Source organism: Roseobacter sp. N2S, assembly GCF_031454055.1.
Classification (GTDB): Bacteria; Pseudomonadota; Alphaproteobacteria; order Rhodobacterales; family Rhodobacteraceae; genus Amylibacter.
The window spans coordinates 148,957-172,286 of the sequence record NZ_JAVDQB010000006.1 but is presented as its reverse complement, the minus strand read 5'-3'; the positions used below and the strand labels follow the sequence as shown (position 1 = coordinate 172,286).

21 protein-coding genes are annotated in these 23,330 nt (G+C 55.2%); 18 read left to right on the top strand and 3 right to left on the bottom strand.

The window, feature by feature from the left end; all coding sequences use genetic code 11:
- Positions 1 to 22 precede the first annotated feature (22 nt).
- The gene (gene rsgA / locus GGE09_RS15125) at positions 23 to 1,108 is read right to left on the bottom strand and encodes a ribosome small subunit-dependent GTPase A (protein WP_309746990.1); all 1,086 of its coding nucleotides are present in this window, start codon (positions 1,106 to 1,108) and stop codon (positions 23 to 25) included.
- A 286-nt stretch (positions 1,109 to 1,394) separates the two neighbouring features.
- Here rsgA and hisD point away from each other — a divergent pair, with 286 nt between their 5' ends.
- The 4 genes from hisD (at position 1,395) to GGE09_RS15105 (ending at position 4,614) form a co-directional block, all read left to right on the top strand.
- Positions 1,395 to 2,702 carry a histidinol dehydrogenase gene (gene hisD, locus GGE09_RS15120; RefSeq protein WP_309746989.1) on the top strand — a complete coding sequence of 436 codons (1,308 nt, stop codon included), beginning with the start codon at positions 1,395 to 1,397 and terminating at the stop codon, positions 2,700 to 2,702.
- Positions 2,703 to 2,705: 3 nt separating this feature from the next.
- The gene (locus tag GGE09_RS15115) at positions 2,706 to 3,692 is read left to right on the top strand and encodes an alcohol dehydrogenase catalytic domain-containing protein (protein ID WP_309746988.1); all 987 of its coding nucleotides are present in this window, start codon (positions 2,706 to 2,708) and stop codon (positions 3,690 to 3,692) included.
- 72 nt (positions 3,693 to 3,764) lie between these two features.
- Positions 3,765 to 3,998, top strand: a complete 234-nt coding sequence (locus GGE09_RS15110; protein WP_309746987.1) for a hypothetical protein — start codon at positions 3,765 to 3,767, stop codon at positions 3,996 to 3,998.
- Position 3,999: 1 nt separating this feature from the next.
- Positions 4,000 to 4,614, top strand: a complete 615-nt coding sequence (locus tag GGE09_RS15105) for a GNAT family N-acetyltransferase (protein ID WP_309746986.1) — start codon at positions 4,000 to 4,002, stop codon at positions 4,612 to 4,614.
- Here the strand turns inward: GGE09_RS15105 and GGE09_RS15100 are convergent.
- Complete coding sequence (locus tag GGE09_RS15100) at positions 4,611 to 5,372, bottom strand: IclR family transcriptional regulator (protein ID WP_309746985.1); 762 nt, start codon at positions 5,370 to 5,372, stop codon at positions 4,611 to 4,613. The genes GGE09_RS15105 and GGE09_RS15100 overlap by 4 nt on opposite strands.
- Positions 5,373 to 5,465: 93 nt before the next feature.
- Between GGE09_RS15100 and GGE09_RS15095 the strand changes: the two genes are divergently transcribed.
- The 6 genes from GGE09_RS15095 to GGE09_RS15070 all read left to right on the top strand — a co-directional run bounded on the left by GGE09_RS15095 (position 5,466) and on the right by GGE09_RS15070 (position 13,277).
- A complete protein-coding gene (locus GGE09_RS15095; RefSeq protein ID WP_309746984.1) occupies positions 5,466 to 7,067 on the top strand; it encodes an FAD-dependent oxidoreductase in 1,602 nt (533 codons plus the stop codon).
- The gene (locus GGE09_RS15090) at positions 7,064 to 7,732 is read left to right on the top strand and encodes a TerC family protein (RefSeq protein ID WP_309746983.1); all 669 of its coding nucleotides are present in this window, start codon (positions 7,064 to 7,066) and stop codon (positions 7,730 to 7,732) included. The genes GGE09_RS15095 and GGE09_RS15090 overlap by 4 nt, the downstream gene beginning before the upstream one ends.
- 130 nt (positions 7,733 to 7,862) lie before the next feature.
- Positions 7,863 to 8,969 carry a TRAP transporter substrate-binding protein gene (locus tag GGE09_RS15085; RefSeq protein WP_309746982.1) on the top strand — a complete coding sequence of 369 codons (1,107 nt, stop codon included), beginning with the start codon at positions 7,863 to 7,865 and terminating at the stop codon, positions 8,967 to 8,969.
- A gap of 106 nt (positions 8,970 to 9,075) precedes the next feature.
- Positions 9,076 to 11,331 (top strand): TRAP transporter large permease subunit, encoded by a 2,256-nt coding sequence (locus GGE09_RS15080; protein ID WP_309746981.1) that lies wholly within the window; start codon positions 9,076 to 9,078, stop codon positions 11,329 to 11,331.
- A gap of 70 nt (positions 11,332 to 11,401) precedes the next feature.
- A complete protein-coding gene (locus tag GGE09_RS15075; RefSeq protein ID WP_309746980.1) occupies positions 11,402 to 12,661 on the top strand; it encodes an aminotransferase class V-fold PLP-dependent enzyme in 1,260 nt (419 codons plus the stop codon).
- Between the two features lie 79 nt (positions 12,662 to 12,740).
- Complete coding sequence (locus GGE09_RS15070; protein WP_309746979.1) at positions 12,741 to 13,277, top strand: VOC family protein; 537 nt, start codon at positions 12,741 to 12,743, stop codon at positions 13,275 to 13,277.
- Positions 13,278 to 13,867: 590 nt separating this feature from the next.
- On the opposite strand, the gene GGE09_RS15065 is transcribed toward GGE09_RS15070, so the two are convergent.
- Entirely contained in the window at positions 13,868 to 14,734 is an 867-nt protein-coding gene (locus tag GGE09_RS15065; RefSeq protein ID WP_309746978.1) for an AraC family transcriptional regulator, read from the bottom strand.
- A gap of 105 nt (positions 14,735 to 14,839) precedes the next feature.
- Here GGE09_RS15065 and GGE09_RS15060 point away from each other — a divergent pair, with 105 nt between their 5' ends.
- The 8 genes from GGE09_RS15060 to argE all read left to right on the top strand — a co-directional run bounded on the left by GGE09_RS15060 (position 14,840) and on the right by argE (position 23,306).
- A complete protein-coding gene (locus tag GGE09_RS15060) occupies positions 14,840 to 15,616 on the top strand; it encodes a phytanoyl-CoA dioxygenase family protein (RefSeq protein WP_309746977.1) in 777 nt (258 codons plus the stop codon).
- Positions 15,613 to 16,647, top strand: coding sequence for an ABC transporter permease (locus tag GGE09_RS15055; RefSeq protein ID WP_309746976.1), 1,035 nt, complete (start codon positions 15,613 to 15,615; stop codon positions 16,645 to 16,647). The genes GGE09_RS15060 and GGE09_RS15055 overlap by 4 nt, the downstream gene beginning before the upstream one ends.
- An 86-nt stretch (positions 16,648 to 16,733) precedes the next feature.
- Positions 16,734 to 17,705, top strand: a complete 972-nt coding sequence (locus GGE09_RS15050) for a substrate-binding domain-containing protein (protein ID WP_309746975.1) — start codon at positions 16,734 to 16,736, stop codon at positions 17,703 to 17,705.
- A gap of 48 nt (positions 17,706 to 17,753) precedes the next feature.
- A complete protein-coding gene (locus GGE09_RS15045) occupies positions 17,754 to 19,280 on the top strand; it encodes a sugar ABC transporter ATP-binding protein (RefSeq protein ID WP_309746974.1) in 1,527 nt (508 codons plus the stop codon).
- Positions 19,281 to 19,289: 9 nt separating this feature from the next.
- Positions 19,290 to 20,225: a ribokinase gene (locus GGE09_RS15040; RefSeq protein ID WP_309746973.1), complete on the top strand. Its 936-nt coding sequence runs from the start codon at positions 19,290 to 19,292 to the stop codon at positions 20,223 to 20,225.
- A complete protein-coding gene (rbsD, locus tag GGE09_RS15035; RefSeq protein WP_309746972.1) occupies positions 20,222 to 20,686 on the top strand; it encodes a D-ribose pyranase in 465 nt (154 codons plus the stop codon). The genes GGE09_RS15040 and rbsD overlap by 4 nt, the downstream gene beginning before the upstream one ends.
- 3 nt (positions 20,687 to 20,689) lie before the next feature.
- Positions 20,690 to 21,520, top strand: a complete 831-nt coding sequence (locus GGE09_RS15030) for a 3-methyl-2-oxobutanoate hydroxymethyltransferase (RefSeq protein ID WP_309746971.1) — start codon at positions 20,690 to 20,692, stop codon at positions 21,518 to 21,520.
- Positions 21,521 to 22,151: 631 nt separating this feature from the next.
- Complete coding sequence (gene argE / locus GGE09_RS15025; protein ID WP_309746970.1) at positions 22,152 to 23,306, top strand: acetylornithine deacetylase; 1,155 nt, start codon at positions 22,152 to 22,154, stop codon at positions 23,304 to 23,306.
- Positions 23,307 to 23,330 lie beyond the last annotated feature (24 nt).

The following is a 23,330-nucleotide window of genomic DNA, read 5'->3' as shown; positions in this document are numbered from 1 at the left end:
GCCAAAGGCTTGCAGCCCTGTGTTACTTGCGCTGCTTTTTCAGCTTTTTCGCCTGACGGATCACCTTGGCCAAGGCTTTGTCCGATGCTTTGTGCTGGGCCAAAGCGGCAGTGTTGAACTGGTCTTCGGCGTGCAATTTGCGCCAGCGTTCCAGCCGTGGCACATCTAATTCGCCCCGCTCTAACGCGGCACGAATGGCGCATCCGGGTTCGGTTTCATGTTTGCAATCGCGGAATTTACACTGTGTGGTCAGGTCGTGAATATCCGCAAATAAATCCGCCACGCCGGATGCGGCCTCGGTCAGTTGCAGTTCGCGCATGCCGGGTGTGTCCAGCACCGCGCACCCGTTCGGCATGAAATGCAGATGGCGTTTTGTGGTGGTGTGTCGGCCCTTTGCATCATCCTCGCGGATGGCTTTGGTTGCGATGGCCAATGTCTCGGACAGGGCATTGGTCAGGGTGGATTTGCCCACGCCCGATGATCCCAGAAAGGCCACGGTGCGGCCCGTTTTGCACCATTGCGCCAGTTTTTCGGCAGGCTCGCCGCCGCGCGCATCCAGCACCACAACAGGCACCAGATCGGAAATGGCTTTGGCGGCTTCAACATAAGTTTCAGGCGTGTCACACAGGTCCAGTTTGGTCAACACCAGCACCGGATCAACGCCCGCTTCCAGCGTCAGCGCGATATAGCGTTCCAGCCGCGCCACGTTGAAATCCTGATTGCACGATGTGACGATAAACGCCGTATCCAGATTGGCCGCAATCAACTGGGCCGAACGATCATGCCCCGCAGCCCGCCGTTTCACCAGGCTTTTGCGATCCAGAACCGCGCTGGCGGTGGGCAGAACCGTGTCAAACAACAGCCAATCGCCCACCGTTGCCTCTATCCCCGGGGGGATCAGCGCGTCTATGGTCTCGCCGCGCACCCGCAGGCCGTTGCGATGCACTTCAATCACCCGCACGGGGGGTGTTTCAGCCATTTCATCCATGTCGGTTTGTTGGGCAAAGAAATTCTGCCAGCCAAGCATTTCAAGCGTGGTTTCGTCAGAATGATCGCCAGTAGATTCAGCGGTAGGATTTAAAGGAATTTCAGGGGGTTCCCGTGTCATTAGATGTCTTTCATGATCTGTTTTGAGGGTGATCCCCCGTGTGACAGCGCGCAAGCTGTGGATACTCTCGCACCTTAGCAGGACATGAAATCTCCGTTGTTTGTTGAATGGATTTTAGAAGGGCGCGACCCGCTTAGCAAGCCTGTAGGCGAGTTGACAGGCAAAGGAAATCAGCACCAAAACGCAAAAGCCAGTTTCGTATTTACCTAAACTTCTGATGGCTGCTTGTATGACCTGCGCCGCATCGGCACTGATGGAGCAGCAACAAAGAGCAAGGACCCCCGAAATGGCGCGTGTATACCTGAAACAGGCCGAGAAAACTGCGAAAACGGACAGTGCGGCGGTGCATGATACGGTTTTGGGGATTCTGAACGATATCGAAGAGGGCGGCGAAGCTGCGGCGCAATCTTATGCGCAAAAGTTTGATCGCTATGACGGTCCGCTGTTGCTGGATGCAGCAATGATTGCAGCAGCCGTCGAAAAAGTGCCGCAAAAACTTAAAGACGACATCGCCTTTGCCCATGAAAACATTCGCAAATTCGCCGAGGCGCAAAAGGCATCCATGCAGGATTTCGAGCTGGAGGTTCGCCCCGGATTGATTGAGGGTCAGCGTACCATCCCAGTGCGCGCGGCGGGGTGTTACGTGCCGGGGGGGCGCTATTCCCACATCGCCAGCGCGATGATGACCGTCACCACCGCTAAGGTTGCAGGCGTGCAAAACATCACCGCCTGTTCGCCGCCCCAAGGTGCGGACGGTGTTTCACCCGCGATTATCTATGCGGCCCATTTGTGTGGCGCGGATCAGATCCTGTCTATGGGCGGGGTGCAGGGCGTGGCGTCAATGACGTTCGGGCTGTTCGGGTTGCCCAAGGCGGATATTATCGTAGGCCCTGGCAACCAGTTTGTGGCCGAGGCCAAGCGCATCCTGTTCGGACGGGTGGGCATCGACATGATCGCAGGGCCGACCGACAGTTTGATTCTGGCCGACGGGTCAGCGGACGCAGAAATCGTTGCGGTGGATTTGGTCAGTCAGGCAGAACACGGCTATAATTCCCCCGTTTGGCTGGTGACAGACGACAGGGCATTGGCTGAAACCGTGATGGCGCGGGTGCCGGAACTGATCGCCGATCTGCCCGAGTTGAACCGCGAAAACGCCACCGCCGCGTGGCGCGATTATGCCGAAGTGATCGTTTGCGCCGACCGTGAAGAGATGGCCGCAACGTCCGATGATTACGCCCCAGAACACCTGACGGTGCAGGCTGCTGATCTGGAATGGTGGCTGGACCGCCTGCAATGTTATGGCTCGTTGTTTCTGGGCGAAGAAACCACAGTATCCTACGGGGATAAGGCGTCAGGCACCAACCACGTGCTGCCCACATCAGGGGCTGCACGCTATACGGGCGGGTTGTCGGTACATAAATATATGAAGATCGTCACATGGCAGCGGGCCACCCGCGACGGGGCCAAACGGGTGGCAGAGGCCACAGCGCGAATTTCCCGACTGGAAGGCATGGAAGGCCACGCCCGCGCCGCCGATGTGCGGCTGCACAAATACTACCCGACTGAGAATTTCGATCTGTCGGTTGAAGGGTAAACCATGCAAGCGCTGGTTTACACGGGGCCAAAAACGCTGAAAATTCAGACCTGTGACGACTTGCAGGCATCAGGTGATGACAATTTGATCCGCGTGGATGCGGTGGGGATTTGCGGCTCGGACATGCACGCCTATCTCGGCCACGATGACCGCCGCCCCGCGCCGCTGATCCTTGGGCATGAGGCGGCGGGTCTGGTGCAGGACGGGCCGATGAAGGGCCAGCGGGTGACGGTTAATCCGCTTGTCACCTGCGGCCATTGCGATTTTTGCCGCGAGGGTCGCGAGAATATTTGCCAATCCCGCCAGATTATTTCCATGCCGCCCCGTCAGGGCGCTTTCGCACAACAGTTGGTGATGCCGACCCGCAATCTGGTTGCTGTACCCGATCACGTGGCCATCGAACATGCGGCTTTGGCGGAACCTTTGGCGGTTTGCTGGCACGCCGTGCGTCTGGGGGCGCAGGCGCTTTTTGGCCCGCTCGATCAGGCCCGCTGTCTGGTGCAAGGCGGCGGCGCGATCGGGGTTGGATCGGCGCTTAGCCTGTTGGCTATGGGCGCGCGGGATGTGACCATCGCAGAGCCGAACACCCTGCGCCACGGGATTCTGAACGCACTTGGGGCGTTTTCTGTCTGCGATCCAGAGCAGGTTTCAGGTGCGTTTGACCTGATCATAGATTGCGTTGGCATCAGCCACACCCGCCGTGCGGCCAGTGCGCTGGCGCGGTCGGGCGGGGTGATTGTACATGTGGGCTTGGGCGATTCAGATGCAGGTCTGGACACCCGTCGCCTGACCTTGCAGGAAATCACGTTCATCGGCACCTACACCTATACCGCCCAAGATTTCCGCGATACAGCGCAGGGGATTTTTGACGGGGTGTTCGGGCCGCTGGACTGGATTGAACAGCGCCCGTTGACGCAAGGCGCTGCCGCCTTTGCGCAGATATTAGCCGGGCAGGTGGCTGCGCCAAAACTGGTTCTGCGCCCCAATTGACAGGCTGTCGTTGCCCATTGCTGTAAGCCTCGTTAATGAATTGGCCTGACAGTACAGGCAATAGGCAGCAGCATGACCAAACAACGGTGGATTACAGTATTTGAAGTAGGCGGATCGGTGCTGGCCATGGTCTATGCGCTGCTGATCGCATCCAACACAGGAAACGAGATTTTGGGGTTCTCCCTGTTGCTTGTTTCCGCCCTGTTATTCGCGGCCTGGGGCTTTATGGACAAGCGCTGGGCGTTCTTTGCCTTGCAGTTTTTCTACGCGGCTTCGGCGATTATCGGGTTGATCCGTTGGGCCTAGTATGATCATCACCACAGGCACAGCAGATCAATACACCCCCGAAATTGCAGAATTAATCTGGGCCGAAGATCCCGCATTACTGGCTTGCGAGTTCGGCGCTCTGCCCCCTTTCGATGCAATTTTGCGTCAGGAATGGGCGTCGAAAGGTGCGGCTAATTCCCATGATACCATGCTGCTGGCTAGGGATGACACAGGGGTGGCGGGATTGATGACAGGGTATCCTGTCGATCAGATGGAGGCCCGCTTTGAAGCCACATGGCACCTGCGCCGCGACCAGATCGCCCGCAAGGACTGGCAGGACTGGGAAGCACGATCCGCCCTGATAGAGCGGCTGTTTCCACCCCCGCAGGCAGGTGATTTCTATGTGCTGGACTTGTCCATTGCACCGCGCAGTCAGGGCACGGGCCTTGGGCGGCGCCTGATCGGGATCGCTTTGGAAAATGCCCGCGCGGCAGGGTGCAAACGGCTGTGTCTGGATGTGAATGCGGATAATGACGCCGTCGGGTTTTACCGGCGGATCGGCTTGGACATCCAGATTGAATCCCGTGTGCCCTTGTTAAATGAACGCTATGGCGTCGGGCTGCACTATCACATGGTCATGCCCGTAACGGCCTAAGAAAACAGGATGCCCTGCAGCTTAAGCGCCCCGTCCTGTAAGGTGTCTTTCTGGGAAATAGCCTGTTCCACCGTCAAACGCGGCGCGGGGCCGTGAAAGGCCAGTGACGCCACATACCGCCCTTGCGGATCTGTGACAGGAACGGCCAAAGCGACCATGCCATCCATAAATTCTTCGTTGTCGATGGCATAGCCCCGTTTGCGGATTTCGGCCAGTTCGTCGAGCAAAGTGTTGGGCGACACATGGGTTTTCTCCGTCAACGGCTGCAAATCAAGTGCGGCCACAAAAGCCCGCCGTGCCGCAGGGGGCAGCGAAGCCATATAGGTTTTGCCACTGGCGGTGCAGTGAAACGGAACGTTTGATCCCACAGGCAGTTGGATGCGAAACGGCCAATCGGTATCCACGCGATCCAGATAATGCATGCCGCTTTCTTGGGGCACCACATAATTCACCGCCTCTTTCACCGCGCGGGCGATCTGTTCCAGCACTTGGTGGCGGCTGTAAAAATCCCGCCCCGATTGCAGCAATCCCGCACCCATATCCAGCAGGCGTCGCGCGGGTTTCATCCGTTTGCCGTCTTCGCTGCGGGTCAGGAAGCCTTCTTCTTCAAGGGTGGTGCACAGGCGGTGGACGGTTTGTTTGGGTAGGCCAAGAGAGTCGTTGATTTGTGTTGGCGTCAGGGGCTGATCGGCGCGGGCCAGAACCTCTAGGATCAGAAGCGTGCGTAGGTTGGTTGGAATACGGTCCTCGGATGCCATGTTTTTCCTTTGCAATCGCGCTGATTCTCTGTTTACCTCACTTTATACTAAAAACAAGACTATAAGTCTCATTTTTAATCAAAAGAGGTGGTTTTGGAGTTTGATTACCTTGTCATTGGCGCTGGTTCTGCTGGCTGTGCCACGGCTGCGCGGGTGTCCGAAAGCGGGCGCTACACGGTTGCGCTGATCGAGGCAGGGGGCAAAGACAGCAATCCGTGGATTCACGTGCCGGTCGGATACTTCAAGACCATGGGCAATCCCGAACTGGACTGGATGTATCGCACGCAGGCGGACCCGGGCCTGAACGGGCGCGATATTCCATGGCCACGGGGCAAAGTGTTGGGCGGGTCTTCGTCCATCAACGGTTTGCTTTATGTGCGTGGTCAGGCCGAAGATTTTGACGGCTGGCGTCAGTTGGGAAACGAAGGCTGGGGCTGGGACGATGTACTGCCCTATTTTAAAAAGGCGGAAACCTGGAAGGGGACGGCCCAGTCTGAAAACCGTGGCGCTGATGGGCCTTTGTCGGTGTCCCCGACGCGGTTAAAGCGGGATGTGGTGGATCACTGGATTACTGCGGCGGTGGCTGCGGGGTATAAACACAACCCCGATTATAATAGCGGCGATCAAGAAGGGGTCGGGTATTTCCAGCTGACACTTGATGGCGGGCGGCGCTGTTCTGCGGCCAAAGCCTATTTGAAACCCGCGCGGGGGCGTAAAAACCTAAGCGTGTTCACCCATGCCCAGACCGAACGGATTGTGATAACAGACGGGCGGGCCACTGGCGCGGTGGTGAACCAGAACGGCACCCCCAAAACCTTTACCGCACGGCGCGAGGTGATCTTATGCGCGGGGGCCATCGGGTCTCCGCAAATCCTAATGCTGTCTGGTATTGGCGCGGCCGAGGATCTGGCCACAAAAGGCATTCAAATAGTGAAACATCTGCCCGGTGTCGGTCAGAACCTGCAAGACCATCTGCAAGCGCGACCCGTGTTCAAAACAACACTTGGCACCATCAATGTGGAAATCAACAGCCTGTTCAAACAGGGGCTGATCGGGCTGCAATATCTTCTGTCCCAGACAGGCCCGATGACCATGGCGGCCAGTCTTGGAACGGGGTTTATAAAATCCGATGAACGGCTCGCGACCCCTGACATCCAGTTCCACATTCAACCGTGGAGCGCGGATAAACCCGCAGACGGGCCGCATCGGTTTTCCGGTTTTACCGCCTCGGTTCTGCAAATGCGCCCTGAAAGCACGGGGCATTTGAAACTGGCCAGTGCAGATTACCGTGACCACCCTGAAATACACCCCAATTATCTGGCTACAGACACCGATCAGCGCACGTTGGTCAAAGGTATCCAGATCGCCCGCCAAATCGCCAGAACCGACCCGCTGGCAGGTTATATTACAGAAGAACATGCCCCCGGCGCGGGTGTTGCCTTTGACGATTACGATGCCACGCTAAACTGGGCGCGCGACACGGCGGTGACCATTTATCATCCCACCGGCACTTGTAAAATGGGCCGTGATCCACTGGCAGTTGTTGATCCGCGCCTGCGGGTTCATGGCGTGTTGGGGTTGCGTGTGGCGGATGCTTCCATCATGCCCGTCATCACAAGCGGCAACACAAACGCCCCGTGCATAATGATCGGGGAAAAGGTCGCGGCAATGGTTTTAGAGGATGCAGGCACATGATGGATATGGTTTTGGATTTCGGCAAGATTATCATCGCAGATTTAATTCTGTCCGGTGATAACGCGCTGATTATCGGGATGGCAGCGGCGGGTCTGGCACCCGAGTTGCGCAAAAAAGCGATCCTTTATGGCATGATTATTGCTGCGGTTTTGCGGATCGTCTTTGCGGTGGCGGCCACTAAATTGCTGGGCATTCCGGGGATCCTTTTTGTCGGTTCCCTGCTGTTGTTCTGGGTCTGCTGGCGACTGTATCAGGAAATCCGCGAGGGGATGGACGCACAGGCAGAGCAATCGCTGCTGGATGCCAACAACCCTGATGCGGGTTATACGGGCGCGCCCCGTCGCACGCTGTTTGCTGCGCTGATTTCCATCACCATCGCGGATGTGTCCATGTCGCTGGACAATGTGCTGGCGGTTGCGGCCATTGCGGATGGCAACACCGAGATGCTGGTCTTTGGTTTGGGGTTGGCGATCGTTCTGATGGCCTTTGCTGCCACGCTGATCATGCATCTGCTGACGAAATTCCCGTGGATTTCATGGCTGGGCCTGATCGTGCTGGTCTATGTGGCCGCAGAAATGATGTATCGTGGATTTTTTGACGCCAGCACAGGGCTGGGGCCTATGCTCGGCCTGATTGACGGGTGGAGTTTAAGCAAGGGGCATTAGCCCCGTCACAAGGAATCTGTCCAACAGATGAGGGAGGGTCGCAGGATCACATCTGTTGGGCAAAAGCCGGATCAACTGCCTTCGCGGTTCGGTGCCAAGACGAGAAGGCTAAACTTTGGGAGGACATTTTATGTTCAATTTAAAAACCTTTACCAAGGGGGCTGCCGCCACTTTCGTCGGTGCCTCTTTATTTGCGTCTTCGGCATTTGCCGAAACAGTGATCCGCGTGCAGACGGTTATTTCTGCAAAAGCTGACGAAGTGGTGATGCTGCAAGATTTTGCTGATGATGTGACCGCGCTGACCAACGGCGAGGTGCGTTTTGAAATCATGCCTGCGGGGTCTGTTGTGGGCGTTGCCGAAACACTGGACGCAGTGGATGCGGGGTTGATTGATGGCGGCTTTGCCTGGACCCACTACTGGTCTGGCAAACACCCTGCCGCCATGCTGTTCGGTTCCCCCGTAGCAGGGGCTGGCGTTGGCATCGACAATATCGCCTTCTTGTCGTGGTTCCAGTTTGGCGGCGGCAAGGAACTTTATGACCAGCTTTGGGATGAAATGGGCATGAACGTGAAAGGCTTCATGCTGCAACCCGTCGGCCCCGAGGCTTTGGGCTGGTTCAAGGAACCCATCGAATCCATGGATGATTTCCGCAAATACCGCTTCCGGACACCTCCGGGTATTCCGGGTCAAACCTATAAGGATATTGGTGTCGCCTCAGTCGCCATGGGGGGCGGGGATATTCTGCCCGCGTTGGAAAAAGGCACAATTGATGCCGCGGAATGGTGCTGCCCCAAGCCGGATTCGGTCTTTGGGTTTCAAAAGGTGCTGAAACATTACTATCTGCAAGGCCTGCACCAAGTGGTGGTGAATGCCGATCTGTATCTGAACAAAGATGTCTACGACGGCCTGACCCCTTTGCAGCAAAAAGCGATTGAAGTGGCGGCAAATGCGTCCCTGTCAAAATCCATGTCTTATCGGATTTATGAAAACGGTAAAGCGTTGAAAGATTTGACGGAAAACCACGGGGTAATCCTGCATGACACCCCTGCGGATTACTTTCCAGCCTATATGAATGCGGCCAAAGCCTCGCTTGAAAAAAACGCGGCTGAGAATGAATTCTTTGCCAAAGTCTGGCAGTCCCAAAAGGATTTCGCCGCCATTGCCGTGCCCTATTGGGCAGGATCACAGGCGTCCAATGCGGCGCTGGGCAAAGCCTTTGCCGATCAGGTGAAATAACCCCTTCGAGGCGCGGACCCCCGCGCCTCGATTTGAAGTCTCGCTTTGATTATGTGCAAGCACCCCTAAGAGCGGGTGTTTTCACATAACCACGGGGGACAGCCGAATGGCCGACGAAGTAATTCCGGGTAAACTGGAAATCACCGATGAATTGATCGCGGAACGGAATGATTTCATTCCAGGGCAAACGCCTGACGATATGACCCCGTGGATGCGCCCGATTGTGGCTGGCATTGATGTGTTAAACCTGTGGGTCGGGCGGTTTGCCTGCCTGCTGGTGATCCCGATCATCGCGGTGATGGTGATCGAAGTGGTCAGCCGTAAACTGTTTCTGGCGCCCACCGATTATTCTTTTGAATACAGCCGCATGTTCGCGGGGGCCATGTTCATGCTGGGGGCGGGCTATGCCCTGATGCGCGGCGTGCATATTCGTGCGGATTTCATCTATCGCAACTGGTCAAAGGAAACCCAAATGACGGTGGACGGGCTGCTGTATCTGGCGTTTTACTTCCCTGCGATGATCTTTTTCCTATGGGTGTCTTATGAATATACCGCCAAGGCGTGGGTGACGTGGGAACGGTCTATGGACACGGCAATGATGGCGCCTTTGGCCCCTGCGCGTACCGCCATGCCGCTGTGTGCCCTGTTGCTGTTATTGCAAGGTATTTCAGAGCTATTAAAGACGCTGTACGAAATGACCGCCCCCCGCCGTCGCCTGTTTTTGCGCGTTCTGCCGGTCTATATCATCGGGCTGGCTGTGGTATTCGCCGCAACGGTTTATCCCAATGCCATACCGCTTGGGGATTGGTGGCGCGGGCTTGTTGGCGGCGTCGGTTTGGGCGGCGTATCCCAAGAAGCGATCGGTCTGATTATGATCGCGGTGATGCTGTTTTCGATCTTTGTGGGCTTTCCCATATCCTTCACCCTGATCTTTCTGGCCTTTGTCTTTGGCGCTTGGGGGTTCAAGGCCAAGATGGCGTTTTATTTGCAGACCTTCCAGTTCAATTCCACCATGATGGATGAACAACTGGTGGCGGTGCCGCTGTTTGTGTTCATGGGCATCCTGATGGAAAAAGCCGGCCTGATGGAACGCCTGTTCACCGCGATCCAGTTGATGTTTTCACGCACGCGCGGGGCGCTTTTTGTGGCGGTGCTGTTTGTGTCGATGATCTTTGCGGCAGCGACAGGGATTGTGGGGGCTTCGGTTACGATCCTTGGCATTATGGCAGAGCGCACCATGAATAAATCGGGCTATGATGTGCGGCTGGCGGCTGGCACGATCACCGCTGGCGGCACGCTTGGCATCCTGATCCCGCCGTCCATCATGTTGGTGGTGATGGGCCCTGTGCTAGAGGTCCCCGTGACCGAGCTGTTTCAGGCTGCCATAATTCCGGGCATCATGCTGGCGGTGCTTTATATGCTCTATGCGCTGATCCGCTGCTGGATCAATCCTGACCTTGGCCCGATCCTGCCAGTGGATGAACAGCCCGAAACCTCGCCCTATTACGCGATGGAATTTACATCGGTTTTTGCATCACTGGTGGTGATGATCTGGCTGATCACGCTGGGGATCAACGGCAGCCTTGCGGGGCTGTTTCCGCTGGCAGGGTTGATCGTGCCACTGGCTTGGGTCGGGCTGATGTGGGGCGTTTACACATGGGCGCGCAGGGTGCGGCCGGGCGGGTTTTATTATTCTGATCTATGGTATGAATTCTTTATGGGGCTGGTGCCGCCCACCACGCTGATCGCCTTTGCTCTTGGCTCGATCCTTGCGGGATGGGCCACCCCTGCCGAGGCTGCGGCCTGTGGTGCATTCGGCGCGCTGCTGCTGTCTTTGGCCTATAACAAGCTGACACTGGCCAGTTTCTACGATGCTTTGATCAAGACGCTGGAAATCACCGTGCTGATCATGTTCCTTGTGGCGGCATCCAACTTTTTCGGCGCTGTGTTCAGCCGTCTTGGCACACCCACCATGCTGACCGAGCTGTTGCTGGCGTGGGAACTGGCGCCTTCGATGATCCTGATCATCATTATGGCGCTGATCTTTCTGCTGGGCTGGCCGCTGGAATGGGTGCCAATTGTGTTGATTATCGTGCCCATTCTGGTTCCCACTCTTGAAGCGTTGGAAATCAACCTGACCTGGTTTGCCATTCTGGTGGCGGTGAACCTGCAAACCGCCTGGCTGTCGCCGCCCGTGGCCCTGTCGGCCTATTTCCTGAAAGGGGTGGTGCCGGAATGGGATCTGAAGGACATCTATTTCGGGATGATGCAGTTCATGTGTATCCAGTTGCTGGGACTGATCCTGATTTTCAGCTTCCCGCAGATTGCCCTGTGGTTACCCGCCTATTTCAACGGGCAATAACCCGCTGAATGGACTTGCGCTTGCGGCTCTGATCGGGTTTGAAATAGCCAACCCAACCAGAGGCGCAGCTATGTTTACTAAAGACGGTTTGATCGACGATATTCGCGGGCATTTCGCCCATGTGGACACCTGTCCGTTCCAGGGACCACGGGTGTTCTTTGAAAACGCAGGCGGGGCGCTGACCTTGAAATCGGCGGTTGAAACATCGACGTTTTATGCCTCGATTCCGGACAATCAGGGCCGTGACAACGTGGCCAGCGCAGAATTGATGCGGGTGATCGCCAAGGCCAAAGACGACATGGCGGTGTTTTTCAACGCGCCAAGCGGCCAGTTCTTTGTGGGGGAAAGCGGCACCGAACTGCTGTTCCGCATGATCCGCACGGCCGTTGTCGAAAGCGGCGCGGGCAAGGTTCTGGGCAGCACGCTGGAACACCCTGCCAGCCGTTCCGCTGCGATCCGCTGGGCTGGTATTGCGGGCAAAGACTATGTCTCCGTGCCCCATAACGACGAAACAGGGTCGGTCAGCGCGGATGATTATGCCCCCCATGTGACGCCAGATACGGTTGTGGCAACAATCCTGCACACCTCGCCCGTGACAGGGATGGCGGTGGATGTAAAAGGCATCGTCGAAGTGATCCGCGCCACAGCGCCTGACTGTTTGATCATCGTTGACGGCATCCAACATGCGGCCCACGGGCGGCTGGATATTGCGGGTTATGATGTGGATGGCTATGCGGTTTCCCCTTACAAAGTATTCTCGCGCCACGGCTACGGGGTAGCTTGGGTGTCTGATCGTTTGGGAAATATGAACCACGACATGCTGATTAATGGCCCGACGGACAATTGGGAATTTGGCACGCGCGACACAGGCGCCTATGCCACGTTTTCAGATGTGGTGGATTATTTTGACTGGCTGGGCGCGCAGGTTTGCGACAGCACAGATCGCCGCGAACGAATAGAGGCTGCGGGTGCGGCCATACATTCCCATGAAAAAGACCTTACAGATGCCATGTTGCACGGCGTCGGCAATCAGAAAGGTCTGGTTGAACTGGACGGGATCGGCATCATCGGTGGGGTGGACAATCCCTTGCGCGAAGGTCTGGTGTCTTTGACCGTTGAAGGCATGTCCGGCGCAGATGTTGTAACCGCACTGAACGCACAAAACATCCGCACCCATTTGCGCAAGGCAGATCACTATTCGGGCAATGTGCTGACCCCGCTGGGCCTGGACAGTTGCGTGCGCGTGTCCATGTGCCACTATAATACCGAACAAGAGGTCTCGCAGTTTCTGAGTGCGATGCAGGGTATTGTGGACGGTCGTTCGGCCTGAACGAACACTGAAGTGCGGTGCCGCGCGGTGACAAACTGCTGTCTTGGGCCTATGTTCAAGACAGCAAAAGGAGGCACCCATGACACCCGTACAAGTCCAAGGCATTCACCACATCACGCTGAACGGCGCAGACCGCCAGACCTCGGTTGATTTCTGGCAGGGCGTTTTGGGGATGCCGCTGATCTTTGAACAACCCAATCTGGATGCGCCCGAAATCAATCACCTGTATTTTGATACAGGCGACGGGCGCACCCTGACCGTGTTCACCGAGGAAGGCCGTCAGCCCCCAACCCAAAGGCTGGCCCAGCAACCCGGATCGCTGCACCACATCGCGTTTTGGGTGTCCCAAGCCACCATCCGTCTGGCAGAAGACCGGTTGAAAGACCAAGAGTTCGGATCCAGCGGGATTAAGGACCGCGGCTTCATGGACAGCCTCTATTTCCGCGACCCACTGGGGCTTCTGGTGGAACTGGCCAGCTATAAATTTGATCCACCACAGGGCAAAACCCACGGCGATGTACTAAACCTCGCCCATCAGATCCGGCTGGAACGGGACGGCTTGGCGATAGAAACGGCAGATGTAGCCGATGCACTGGCGCGGTTGTCAGAGCGGTGAGGCGACGGGAACTGTGCTTGCAACAGATAGTGCCGATGGAGGGTTCCAGCCCGAAGTGGACTCGTTCAGCCGACACATTTGGCGGTACAATCTTTCGATGTAAGCTGTAACGGCACCCCTTAATGTTGGTAAGCGGTGGCTCAAAAAGATGTTCGTAAAAATGACATGAACGTTCAAGTGGGGTTCACTGCTCGAACAATGAACATTTATGGCTATTGAGGTTAGAGCAACCAAACTTATCGTTCGTAATCGCGTATCGTTGTAAAAAATCCGTTCTGTTGAATTTTAGGCAGCATTCTCTTGTAGTGCGCTCATTCTCTAACAAAAAAGATAATTAAGATAAAAAAGGTGTCGGGCATTAAACCAGAAGAAGGCTTCAACGATAGGACAAAGGCCTCGATAAGGATCAGCCAAGAAATAGCTGACGTCCCGGTCCTATCGGTCGGGTTTGTGGCTTTTGATGGGCATAGTGGAAGCGCAAGAAGTGAACGCTGAATAAGCCTTGGGTCGAAATCGGTCAAAAAACCTGAAGGCACTGTTTTAGTGTGGGCCTTTTTCCGACTTTGCCAAAAATAACGGCGCGGTCTGTTTCAGACACCGATCTCCATCTCGCGCCATTCTTTTGGTGAACGCCCCACGAAACGTCGAAAGTCGCGGCTTAGATGATAGGCATCGAAAAAACCACATGTCTGTGCAATTTCGTACAACGGAGCTGTGCTTTCCAACATGATTGACTGTGCCATTGTGATCCTTTCTTGGCGCAAGAAATTTCGGGGAGTGGAAGCCATATGTTGCTGGAAAAGTCTGCGAATCTGCGATGCAGATATTTGGGCAGACTGAACCATTTCTTGCTCGGACCAAGGAAGATGCGGCGCGGCGCGAATCGCTTCCGTCAGCCTAAGCAAGGAAGGTGGAAGGCTTGAGCCTCCGGTTGGGGCGTTTTCGGAACTGATCAACTGCAAGAACCGTGCGACAGCCGAATGCAAATGCAGGTCAGTGTCGATTTCCCGTGAAGCCATGATGTCGAACACGTGTTGAAACCAGCCGATCAAATCCGAAGCTTGGCTGACTTCAATTCGTAATTGGCCTTCGCCCATTGCCCTGCTGCGAAATCCTGTAGCATCGCGGCACGCCAACCGAAACCACATGACCGACCAAGGATCTTCGCCATCTGAAAGGTGCCCATGTGGTTGGCTCCCGTCAATCCAGATCAACTGACCGGCCTTAACGCTATAGGTTTTGCCAGCAGTTTCCACTTGGCCGCGCCCTGACAGGCAGTAAAGCACGTCATCTCCTGGGCAGGTGTCGCGCCGGATACCACGGCGGGGGGAGGCTTCGACCCAACCTGCACGCAGGATTGAAGCAAGGCCGACACTGGCTTTCGGCCCCGGCGTGTAGTGCTGGGAAATGCGGACAACCGAAGATGAGCGAAGAGATGGCATGCGTGTTTTATACATGCTGCTGCTTGGTATGTACATTGAGAAAGCAACGTATTCTATGACAGATTGCCATAAGAGGAGGCTGGCGCGCTACGTCAGTCGCGGGAAATCGAGGAGGAATACATGCTGGTCCCCACCAAGGAAGAAATGCGTGCGTATGAGGCTGACGGCTATTTCATTCGCAAAGGTTTTTTGAAACCGGAAGAAGTCACAGACTTTCGTGAAAGCTCGCGTCGTCAGCTTGAAGAAGAAAGTAAAGGTGACAGTGTCATGAAAAAGGGCGACAAGGCGGGCAATGCCACCTTGTTGAAGCTTTGGAACACGGCTGGCGATGACAAATACGGTATGCTTGCGCGCGATGAACGTATGGTGCGTATCTCCGAAGCGCTCATCGGTGAAGAAATTTATCTTTACAGTCACAAGATGACAATGAAGCAACCGCGTGAAGGGGGTGCTTGGGAATGGCATCAGGACTATGGTTATTGGTATAACAACGGCTGTCTAAGCCCGGAAATGCTGTCAATCTATGTATCCCTTGATCCTGCAAACAAGGAAAACGGGTGCTTGCAGGTTCTTAAGGGCAGCCACATTGCGGGGCGTATCGAACACATCCGCGAAGACGGGCAAACCAATGTCGACAAACCTTATCTGGATGCTGCTATCGAGCGTTTCGAGCACGTTTATGTTGAGATGGAACCAGGCGATGCGTTGATCTTTCATTGCAACCTGTTGCACCGTTCAGACGCAAACAATAGCGATACCTACAGGTGGGGTTATATCTGTTCGTATAATGCTGTGCACAACGCGCCCTTTGTAAAGAACCGTGACTACGGTCATTTTCAAAAGCTGGAAACTGTGCCCGCTGGCAGCTTTATGACGGCCAAAGTGGCTGCGGAATGAGCGGACAGGTTGTCGGAACCGAAACCATGAGGCGGCGGGAGTTTTCCCGCCCCTCGTTGTGGTCTCGTGTCACTGCCCGCAAGGAGCTGGGGGTTTTTCTGGCCCTTGTTGTAATGTGCCTGTTTTTAGCCTTTGCAACGAACAGCTTTTTGAGTCCGCTTAACCTTTTGAACGTCGGACGGCAGGTATCTTTGTTAGGTATCATGGCCGTGGGTATGACTTTTGTTCTGATTTCAGGCGAAATCGACCTGTCTGTCGGGTCGACCTATGCGTTGTCTGGTCTTGGAAGCGGAATGTTGATTGTCATGGGGTGGGGGCTTCTTCCCGCGCTGACGGCGGGGCTGTTGCTGGGGGCCAGTATCGGTTTGATCAACGGATTGCTGTCAACTTACGGTCGCTTGCCCTCGTTGATTGCAACGTTGGGAATGTTGTCGATTGTGCGTGGCGTAGCGCTGCTTATGACGGACGGGCAACCGGTTACGGTAAACACCCGAAACGGCGCTTTGGAACAGGTTCTGGACCGGTTTGAATTCATGGGCCAGGGCTATCTGTTCGGAGCGATCCCGATGCAGCTTGTGTTTTTCGCTATTGTGGCGCTGCTGGGGTGGATCGTTTTGTCGGGCACCGCGTTCGGCTTTCGTGTCTTTGCTGTCGGCGGTAGCGCCAAGGCGGCGCGGGTTTCTGGCATTCACGCCGAAAGTGTAAAGATCTGGACCTTCGTTATCATGGGCGTTCTGGCTGCACTGGCGGGTATACTGTCTATGGCCTTTCTGCCTTCGGGGCAGGCGGGGCGAACCGGTTTGGGGCTGGAATTGGATGTGATCGCTGCGGTTGTTGTGGGCGGTGCTTCGTTATCCGGCGGGGTCGGTACTGTATTGGGTACGGTTCTCGGTGTGCTGATCATCGGTGTTCTGCGCAATGGTCTGGTCCTGATGGGCGTATCGCCATTCACCCAAGAAGTCATGATCGGCCTAGTGATCATCGTCGCAGTTGCCATCGACAAATGGAGTACTCGAAACCGGACGACGTAATCTACGACCAAACCCTGTTGCTTGAATTGAGGAGTTCCACAGCGGGGTGAAATTTTAAGACGAAAACCTAAAGGGAGGACTACACTATGTTTCGTACTATAACCGCCTTAGCTGGCGTTAGCTTTATCGCCTTCGCACCGATAGGTGTCACTGCCGAACCTGTAAATGTTTCGGATTTCAATCTTGCGCCGCGCATTGCGGAAAAGGTTGCTTCGGGTGAAGCGCTTAACATCATGGTAAGCTACCACGATGTATCAAACGAGTTTGCGCCGTTTGTGAAACAAGGTGTCGCAAAAGCAGATGCTGAGCTGAATGCAAATGCGCGTTTTATCGGACCCGTGGGGGCCGATGCTGACGGGCAAATCTCTGAAATCGAAACCTTGCTGGGTGAAATCGACGGTCTGGCAATCTCGGCTGTTTCGACCGATGCACTGTCACCTTTGATTGATCGCGTGATTGATGCAGGCATTCCGGTCATCAGTTATAACACAGACAACCCGGACTCTAAGCGTCTGGTGTTCGCAGGGCAGGACCTTGTGCAATCGGGCCGTGACGCGGGCGAACAGATGGTTAAGGTTTTGGGCGGTGAAGGCCGTGTTATGATCACAACCATAGATGCCGCAGCTCAATGGTCGCTTGATCGCGAAGGTGGCGCACGTGAAGTGTTGGAAGCCAGCGACGGGATCGAAGTTGTGCGTACGCTAAACACGGGCACGGACCCGCAAGAAATCTATGCAGCAATCGAAAACGCAATGCTTGCGGATCCGGGCATCACTGGCATCTTGTCTCTGGAATGCTGTTCGACGCCTGCCGCTGGTGAGTGGGTTAAGCGGAACGGACAAGCTGGCAAAATCAAAGTCGTTGGCTTCGATTTATTGGACCAAACTGTTGATCTGGTTGCAGATGAGGTGGTGCAGGTCACCATCGATCAAGCTCCTGCACGTCAAGGGTATGAGGCCGTAAACCTTTTGGTGCAGTTTCTGAATGGTGAAACGATTGACGATCTGGATACAGGCGTCGGTATCTTTACACCAGAAAACATCGACAGCGCGATGTAATGCCAGTGGGTTGGCCCGAATGGGCCAACCCCAGTATCAGGATCAACTATGACTCAGAAACCGTTTGTCGAATTGGTCGAAGTGACCAAAAACTATCCCGGTGTGGTTGCGATGGATGCGGTATCCATCCAATTTTTCCCTGGCGAGGTGCATGCCGTCATCGGAGAAAACGGTGCGGGCAAAAGCACTATGATGAATGTGCTGGCAGGGGAAATCCAGCCAAACGGCGGCCGTTTACGTCTGGATGATGTCGACAAGACGTTTCCAACTCCGCTGGCCAGCCAAGCGGCTGGTATTCGTGTGGTTTATCAAGAATTATCGCTGTGCTGGAACTTATCCGTAGGCGAAAACGTGATTTTGCCGGAGCTGGCCGGACGTAAAGCCCTGTCTCCTTTGGCCAGCTTGCGTGAAGGACGTGCAGCTGTCCCTGTACTAGAGCGATTGGGGCTGGGCAACCTTAGCCCGGAATCGCCAGTCGAAAAGTTGTCGGTTGCACAACAGCAGATGGTCGAGATTGCCCGGGCAGTTAACCAAAACGCGCGGATGTTGGTCTTGGATGAACCCAATTCGGCATTGTCGCCCGACGAGAGCGAAAAATTGTTTGAAGTTGTACGCAGCCTGCGTGCAGAGGGCGTTTCAGTTGTTTACGTGTCTCATCACCTAGAAGAAGTTCTGGCACTGGCCGATCAGATCAGCGTGATGCGCGACGGTAAACTGGTGAGCAGTTTCAAAAACACCCCGGATGTAACAACCGACACGTTGGTTGCACATATGGTGGGGCGGGATGTGTCCGCATCAGATCAATATTCGACCCGAGAAGGCGTAAATGTCCGAACCGGACCGGCGGTGTTGGAATTGCACAATCTGAACGTGCAAAACGTATTTGAGAATGTCACCTTTGACGTTTCCGCAGGTGAAATTCTTGGTGTTTCGGGCTTGCCGGACAGCGGCAAAGACCTGTTGGCAGATGCCATCTTTGGCATCGTCAGTCGCTCAGGAGAGGTGCAGATGAAGGGCATTCGCATCGCCCCGAACCGTCCTCGTCATGCCATAGCTTCTGGTATGGCCTATATCCCCGCAGACCGGCGCGGCGCAGGCGCGCTTTTGTCGATGTCGGTGGCAGAAAATACTGTGGCTTCCGCCCTTGGGAAATTCCTGCGACGGGGTTTCCTGAATGGCGGGTCGGTTCGCAAAACAACCGAAGAATACATCGCAAAATTCGACACAAAAGTTTCGGCGCTGGGGCAGGCGATTGCGACCCTGTCGGGGGGGAATCAGCAAAAGATCATTCTGTCACGCGGTCTTGTCACCGCGCCGGATCTTTTGATTTTGCACGAACCCACCCGCGGTATCGACGTTGGGGCAAAGGCGGAAATATACGATATTCTCAAGGATCTGGCATCTGACGGAATGGCTATCCTGATGATTTCATCAGAGCTGCCCGAGATTGTACTGCACACTTCGCGGGTACTGGTGATGGCAGATGGGCTGGTCACCGGGCAACTCTCCGGGGCAGAGATCACCGAGGAAAACATTATGGCGCTGGCAACGCGATCACGCCATCATGCTGCATGAGGAGATAGAATGACAAAAATTACAGTGGTCGGCAGTTTTGCTGTTGGCCTGACAATTCGGACTGGCACCATGCCGGTTTTTGGTGAAACACTTCGGGGCAGCGATTTCAACTTCGGCCCGGGTGGGAAGGGTTCAAATCAAGCGGTTGGCACTGCGCGGTTGGGCGCAAAATCTTCATTGGTTACATGTCTGGGGCAGGACCATCTGGCGGCTGTGGCGGATGATTTGTACAAAAGCGAAGGCGTTGACGGGTCAGGTATTCGCCGCACGGAACACAAAGCGACGGGTGCTGGTGTTATCGTGTTGAACGATGCTGGCGAGAATTTCATTATCCTTGATATGGGTGCGAATGATTTGATGGATGCGGCTTTTGTCGATGATCAGCAAGAGCGCATCGCCAACAGCGATATAGTTATGACCGTTTTGGAAATCCCTGTTGAAGCTGCAACCCGCGCAATGGAATTGGGGAAACGCGGCGGCGCACGAACGATTTTGAATCCAGCACCTGCCACGGCTTTGCCTGACAGCTTGTTTGCACATGTCGACTATCTAACCCCGAATGAAACAGAACTGCGCATTTTGATGGGCCTGTCACCAGATGATGCCACGCCAACGCGCGAACTGGCGGGGCGTTTGCGGGATCGCGGTATCGGGACTGTTATCGTGACAATGGGGCCAGGCGGTGCGCTGGTCCTGACGGACGAGATTGACGCGATGGTACGGACACCGCGCGTGGATGTGGTTGATACAACTGGCGCAGGGGATGCGTTTAACTCGGGGCTGGCGGTGGCGTTAGGAGAAGGGCGTGACTTGCTTGACGCTGTGCGCTTCGCGACCTGCTGTGGCGCCCACGCCTGCACGAAACTTGGGGTTATTCCCTCGCTCCCGTCTCGCGAACAGGCGGATGCGCTTTTCGACACTCATTGGACAAAGGAAAAATTATGAAACGCGGTGCTTTGCTGAACTCCGAACTGAACCACGCCATTGCCTCGATGGGGCATGGTGATTTGATGATTGTCTGCGATGCGGGCTTTCCGATTCCAAAAGATGCGTGGCGTGTAGATCTGGCACTTGCCAAAGACCTGCCGGACCTAAAAACAGTTCTGAGTCTAATCGCTCAGGAATTCATAACCGAAAAAGTGGCTTATGCTGACGATCTAACCGAACACAATCCTTTGCTTCTTGAAACAGTTCGGTCTTTGTTTGCAGAAGCTGATCATGAATTTGTGTCGCATGACACTATCTTGAGCGAGATGGCAGCAAAGGCAAAAGTTATCGTGCGCACAGGGGCATTCGATCCTTGGGGCAACGTATTGCTGTATTCTGGTGTCGACCCGAAACAATGGTTCAACAAGCCAGGTGTGAAACCGACCGACTATTATGCCGAGAAGATGAAAAAGGCCTGATTGATGTCAGAACGGATATTTAGTTTTGGGGCCAAGCCAGTCCGCCGGATGGCCACAGTTGCAAGTTTACAAGCGGCTAAGGGGCGTCACAGTGCCTTTGCACAAGTGACGGCGGAAACGCCCGAAGAGGCAGCCGCAGCCCAGGCTGCTGGAATCGAGATGATCACCTGTCGTGCAGCTAATGTCAGGCAAGTGCGGCAAGGGTCTGAAGGCGTATTCGTCACCGCCGCACTCGGGTTTGCCGAAGCGATCACCGACGATGAGATTATGCGTACAGCGTTTCAGGCACTGACCGACGGTGCGGATGCTGTCATCACAGGGCGCCGTTTGGAAATCGTGTCGCTGCTGGCTTCCGAGGATATTCCGGTAATGGGGCATCTTGGGTTCGTTCCACGCAAATCCACTTGGGTCGGAAAAGTGCGCGGTGTCGGCCGTACTGTGGAGGAAGCAGAAATGCTTTTTCACCGATTTCGCAGATTAGAGGAGGCAGGTGCATTTGCTGTAGAGGCAGAATTGGTTGCTGCGCCGCTCATGGCGGAAATTTCCGCACGTTCCAAACTTGTTACCGTGTCACTTGGTTCAGGACCTGCGGCAGAGGTGCAATTTCTTTTTACCGCCGATATTTGCGGTGATGGTGATTATAAACCCCGGCACGCAAGACGTTACGGTGACATTGGGCGTTTACGAAAGCAAATCGAAGTTGAAAGGCTTGCGGCATTAAAGGCTTTTCGCTCGGATGTGTCCGGGGCTAATTTTCCGGCTCGGAATGAAACTATAAATATTGACGACGCATTGGTAACAGATTTGCGCAGTCGTATTGAATATAATCGTTAAGTAGTCTGAAGAGGTCTTTCTAGCGCAGGAACCTGCTCAGGCAGAAAAAAGCAGCCAGTGCGGAAATAGCCGCGAGCTTTTAACAGCAAACCCCAAAGTCGGTCTTCAATCATCCTCGGCGGCGCTGTGGTGCGGCACGGCACATCAGACTGCACTTACAGTTGGTAGCGATCGCTGCAACTATGGTAGTCCGCCCATTGGAATTACATTAAGGCTTGAAGGAGTTTCCAAAGATAGAGATTGATCGACACGTGAACCAATCTACCAAGCTAAAAGCTATCGTGGCCAGCCAATTATTCGCTTTGATCAATTCACTTGTGATTGCAGTTATTGCGAACTGGGCCGCCGGCTTTTGGGAGCGACCGCTCTGGACCCTGAAAACCGGACCAATTTGAGTTAGAGTTTCCGACTGCTACTTTCCTGGCAGCAACGCAGCATTTGTAGTTATCGGTGAACCGCAGCTCAGGGCCGTTCACGTGAAACTGCAGAGCACACTCCTGTGCAAAGCTGTGGTTTTTCCTTTCTGGGGTATCTTCCCAAAACAGGCCGTAGCAGAAACCACCCTCCCATAATTCCCCCACTTTCCATTACCTTCCATTCCGCGTAGCGTTTCATCCATAAGGAGCCCCTGATGGACCGCATGGAAAAGACACTGGACATACTGGAACGGCTGATCGCCTTTCCGACCATTTCAAGCGAAAGCAATCGTGATTGTATCGACTGGATTGCCGACTATCTGAAACCCTTGGGCGCGCGCTGCCAGATCACCAGTGACACCGAGGGCAAGGCGAATATTTTTGCCACCATCGGGCCGGATGTGGACGGCGGTTTGATCCTGTCGGGCCATTTGGATGTGGTGCCTGTGGCGGGGCAAAACTGGTCGTCAGACCCGTTTATCCTGCGCGAGGATGCGGGGTTGTTATACGGGCGGGGCACCTGTGACATGAAGGGGTTTATCGCGGCCTGTCTGGCGCTGGCCCCTGAATTTGCTGCAGCCGACCTGTCACGCCCTGTGCATTTTGCCTTTACCTATGACGAAGAAGTCGGCTGTCTTGGGGCGCGGGTTCTGGTGGATGAAATGGTCAAGGCTGGGCTGAAACCCGGTGCGGCGATCATTGGGGAGCCGACCTCTATGCGGATCATCGAAGGGCATAAGGGCTGTTGCGAATACACCACCGAATTCACGGGCGTTGAGGGCCATTCCAGCCTGCCTGATCTGGGGGTGAACGCGCTGGAATATGCCACGCGCTACGTCACACGGCTGATGGAAATCCGGCAGGATTTGCCCGATTTCGCGCCCGTAGGATCACGGTTTGACCCGCCACATACCACGTTGCAGGTCTGTGAATTACATTCGGGCGTGGCCCATAATGTGATCCCCAACAAGGCCGCCGTGGGCTGGGAAATGCGCCCGATCCAGCAAAGCGATCGGGATTATGTGCGCGACCAGATCGACGCCTTTACCCGCGATGTCTTGTTGCCCGAAATGAAGGCAAAATCCCCGCTGGCTGATATTCAAGAGGTGTTTGCCAGCGAGGTTGCTGGTCTGGAACCCGATCCCCAAAGCGAAGCGGTGGCGATTGTGCGCGCCCTGACGGGGGGCAATGAAACCGATGTGGTGTCTTTTGGCACCGAGGCGGGTTTGTTCCAGCAAGGTGGCGTCAGTGCGGTGATTTGCGGGCCGGGGTCCATTGAGCAGGCCCATAAACCCGATGAATACGTCAGCCGCGACCAGCTTGCCGCCTGTCTGGATATGCTGGGGCGGGTTGCGGGGCAACTGGCGTAATCAGGTATTTAGGCTCTAAAGAAG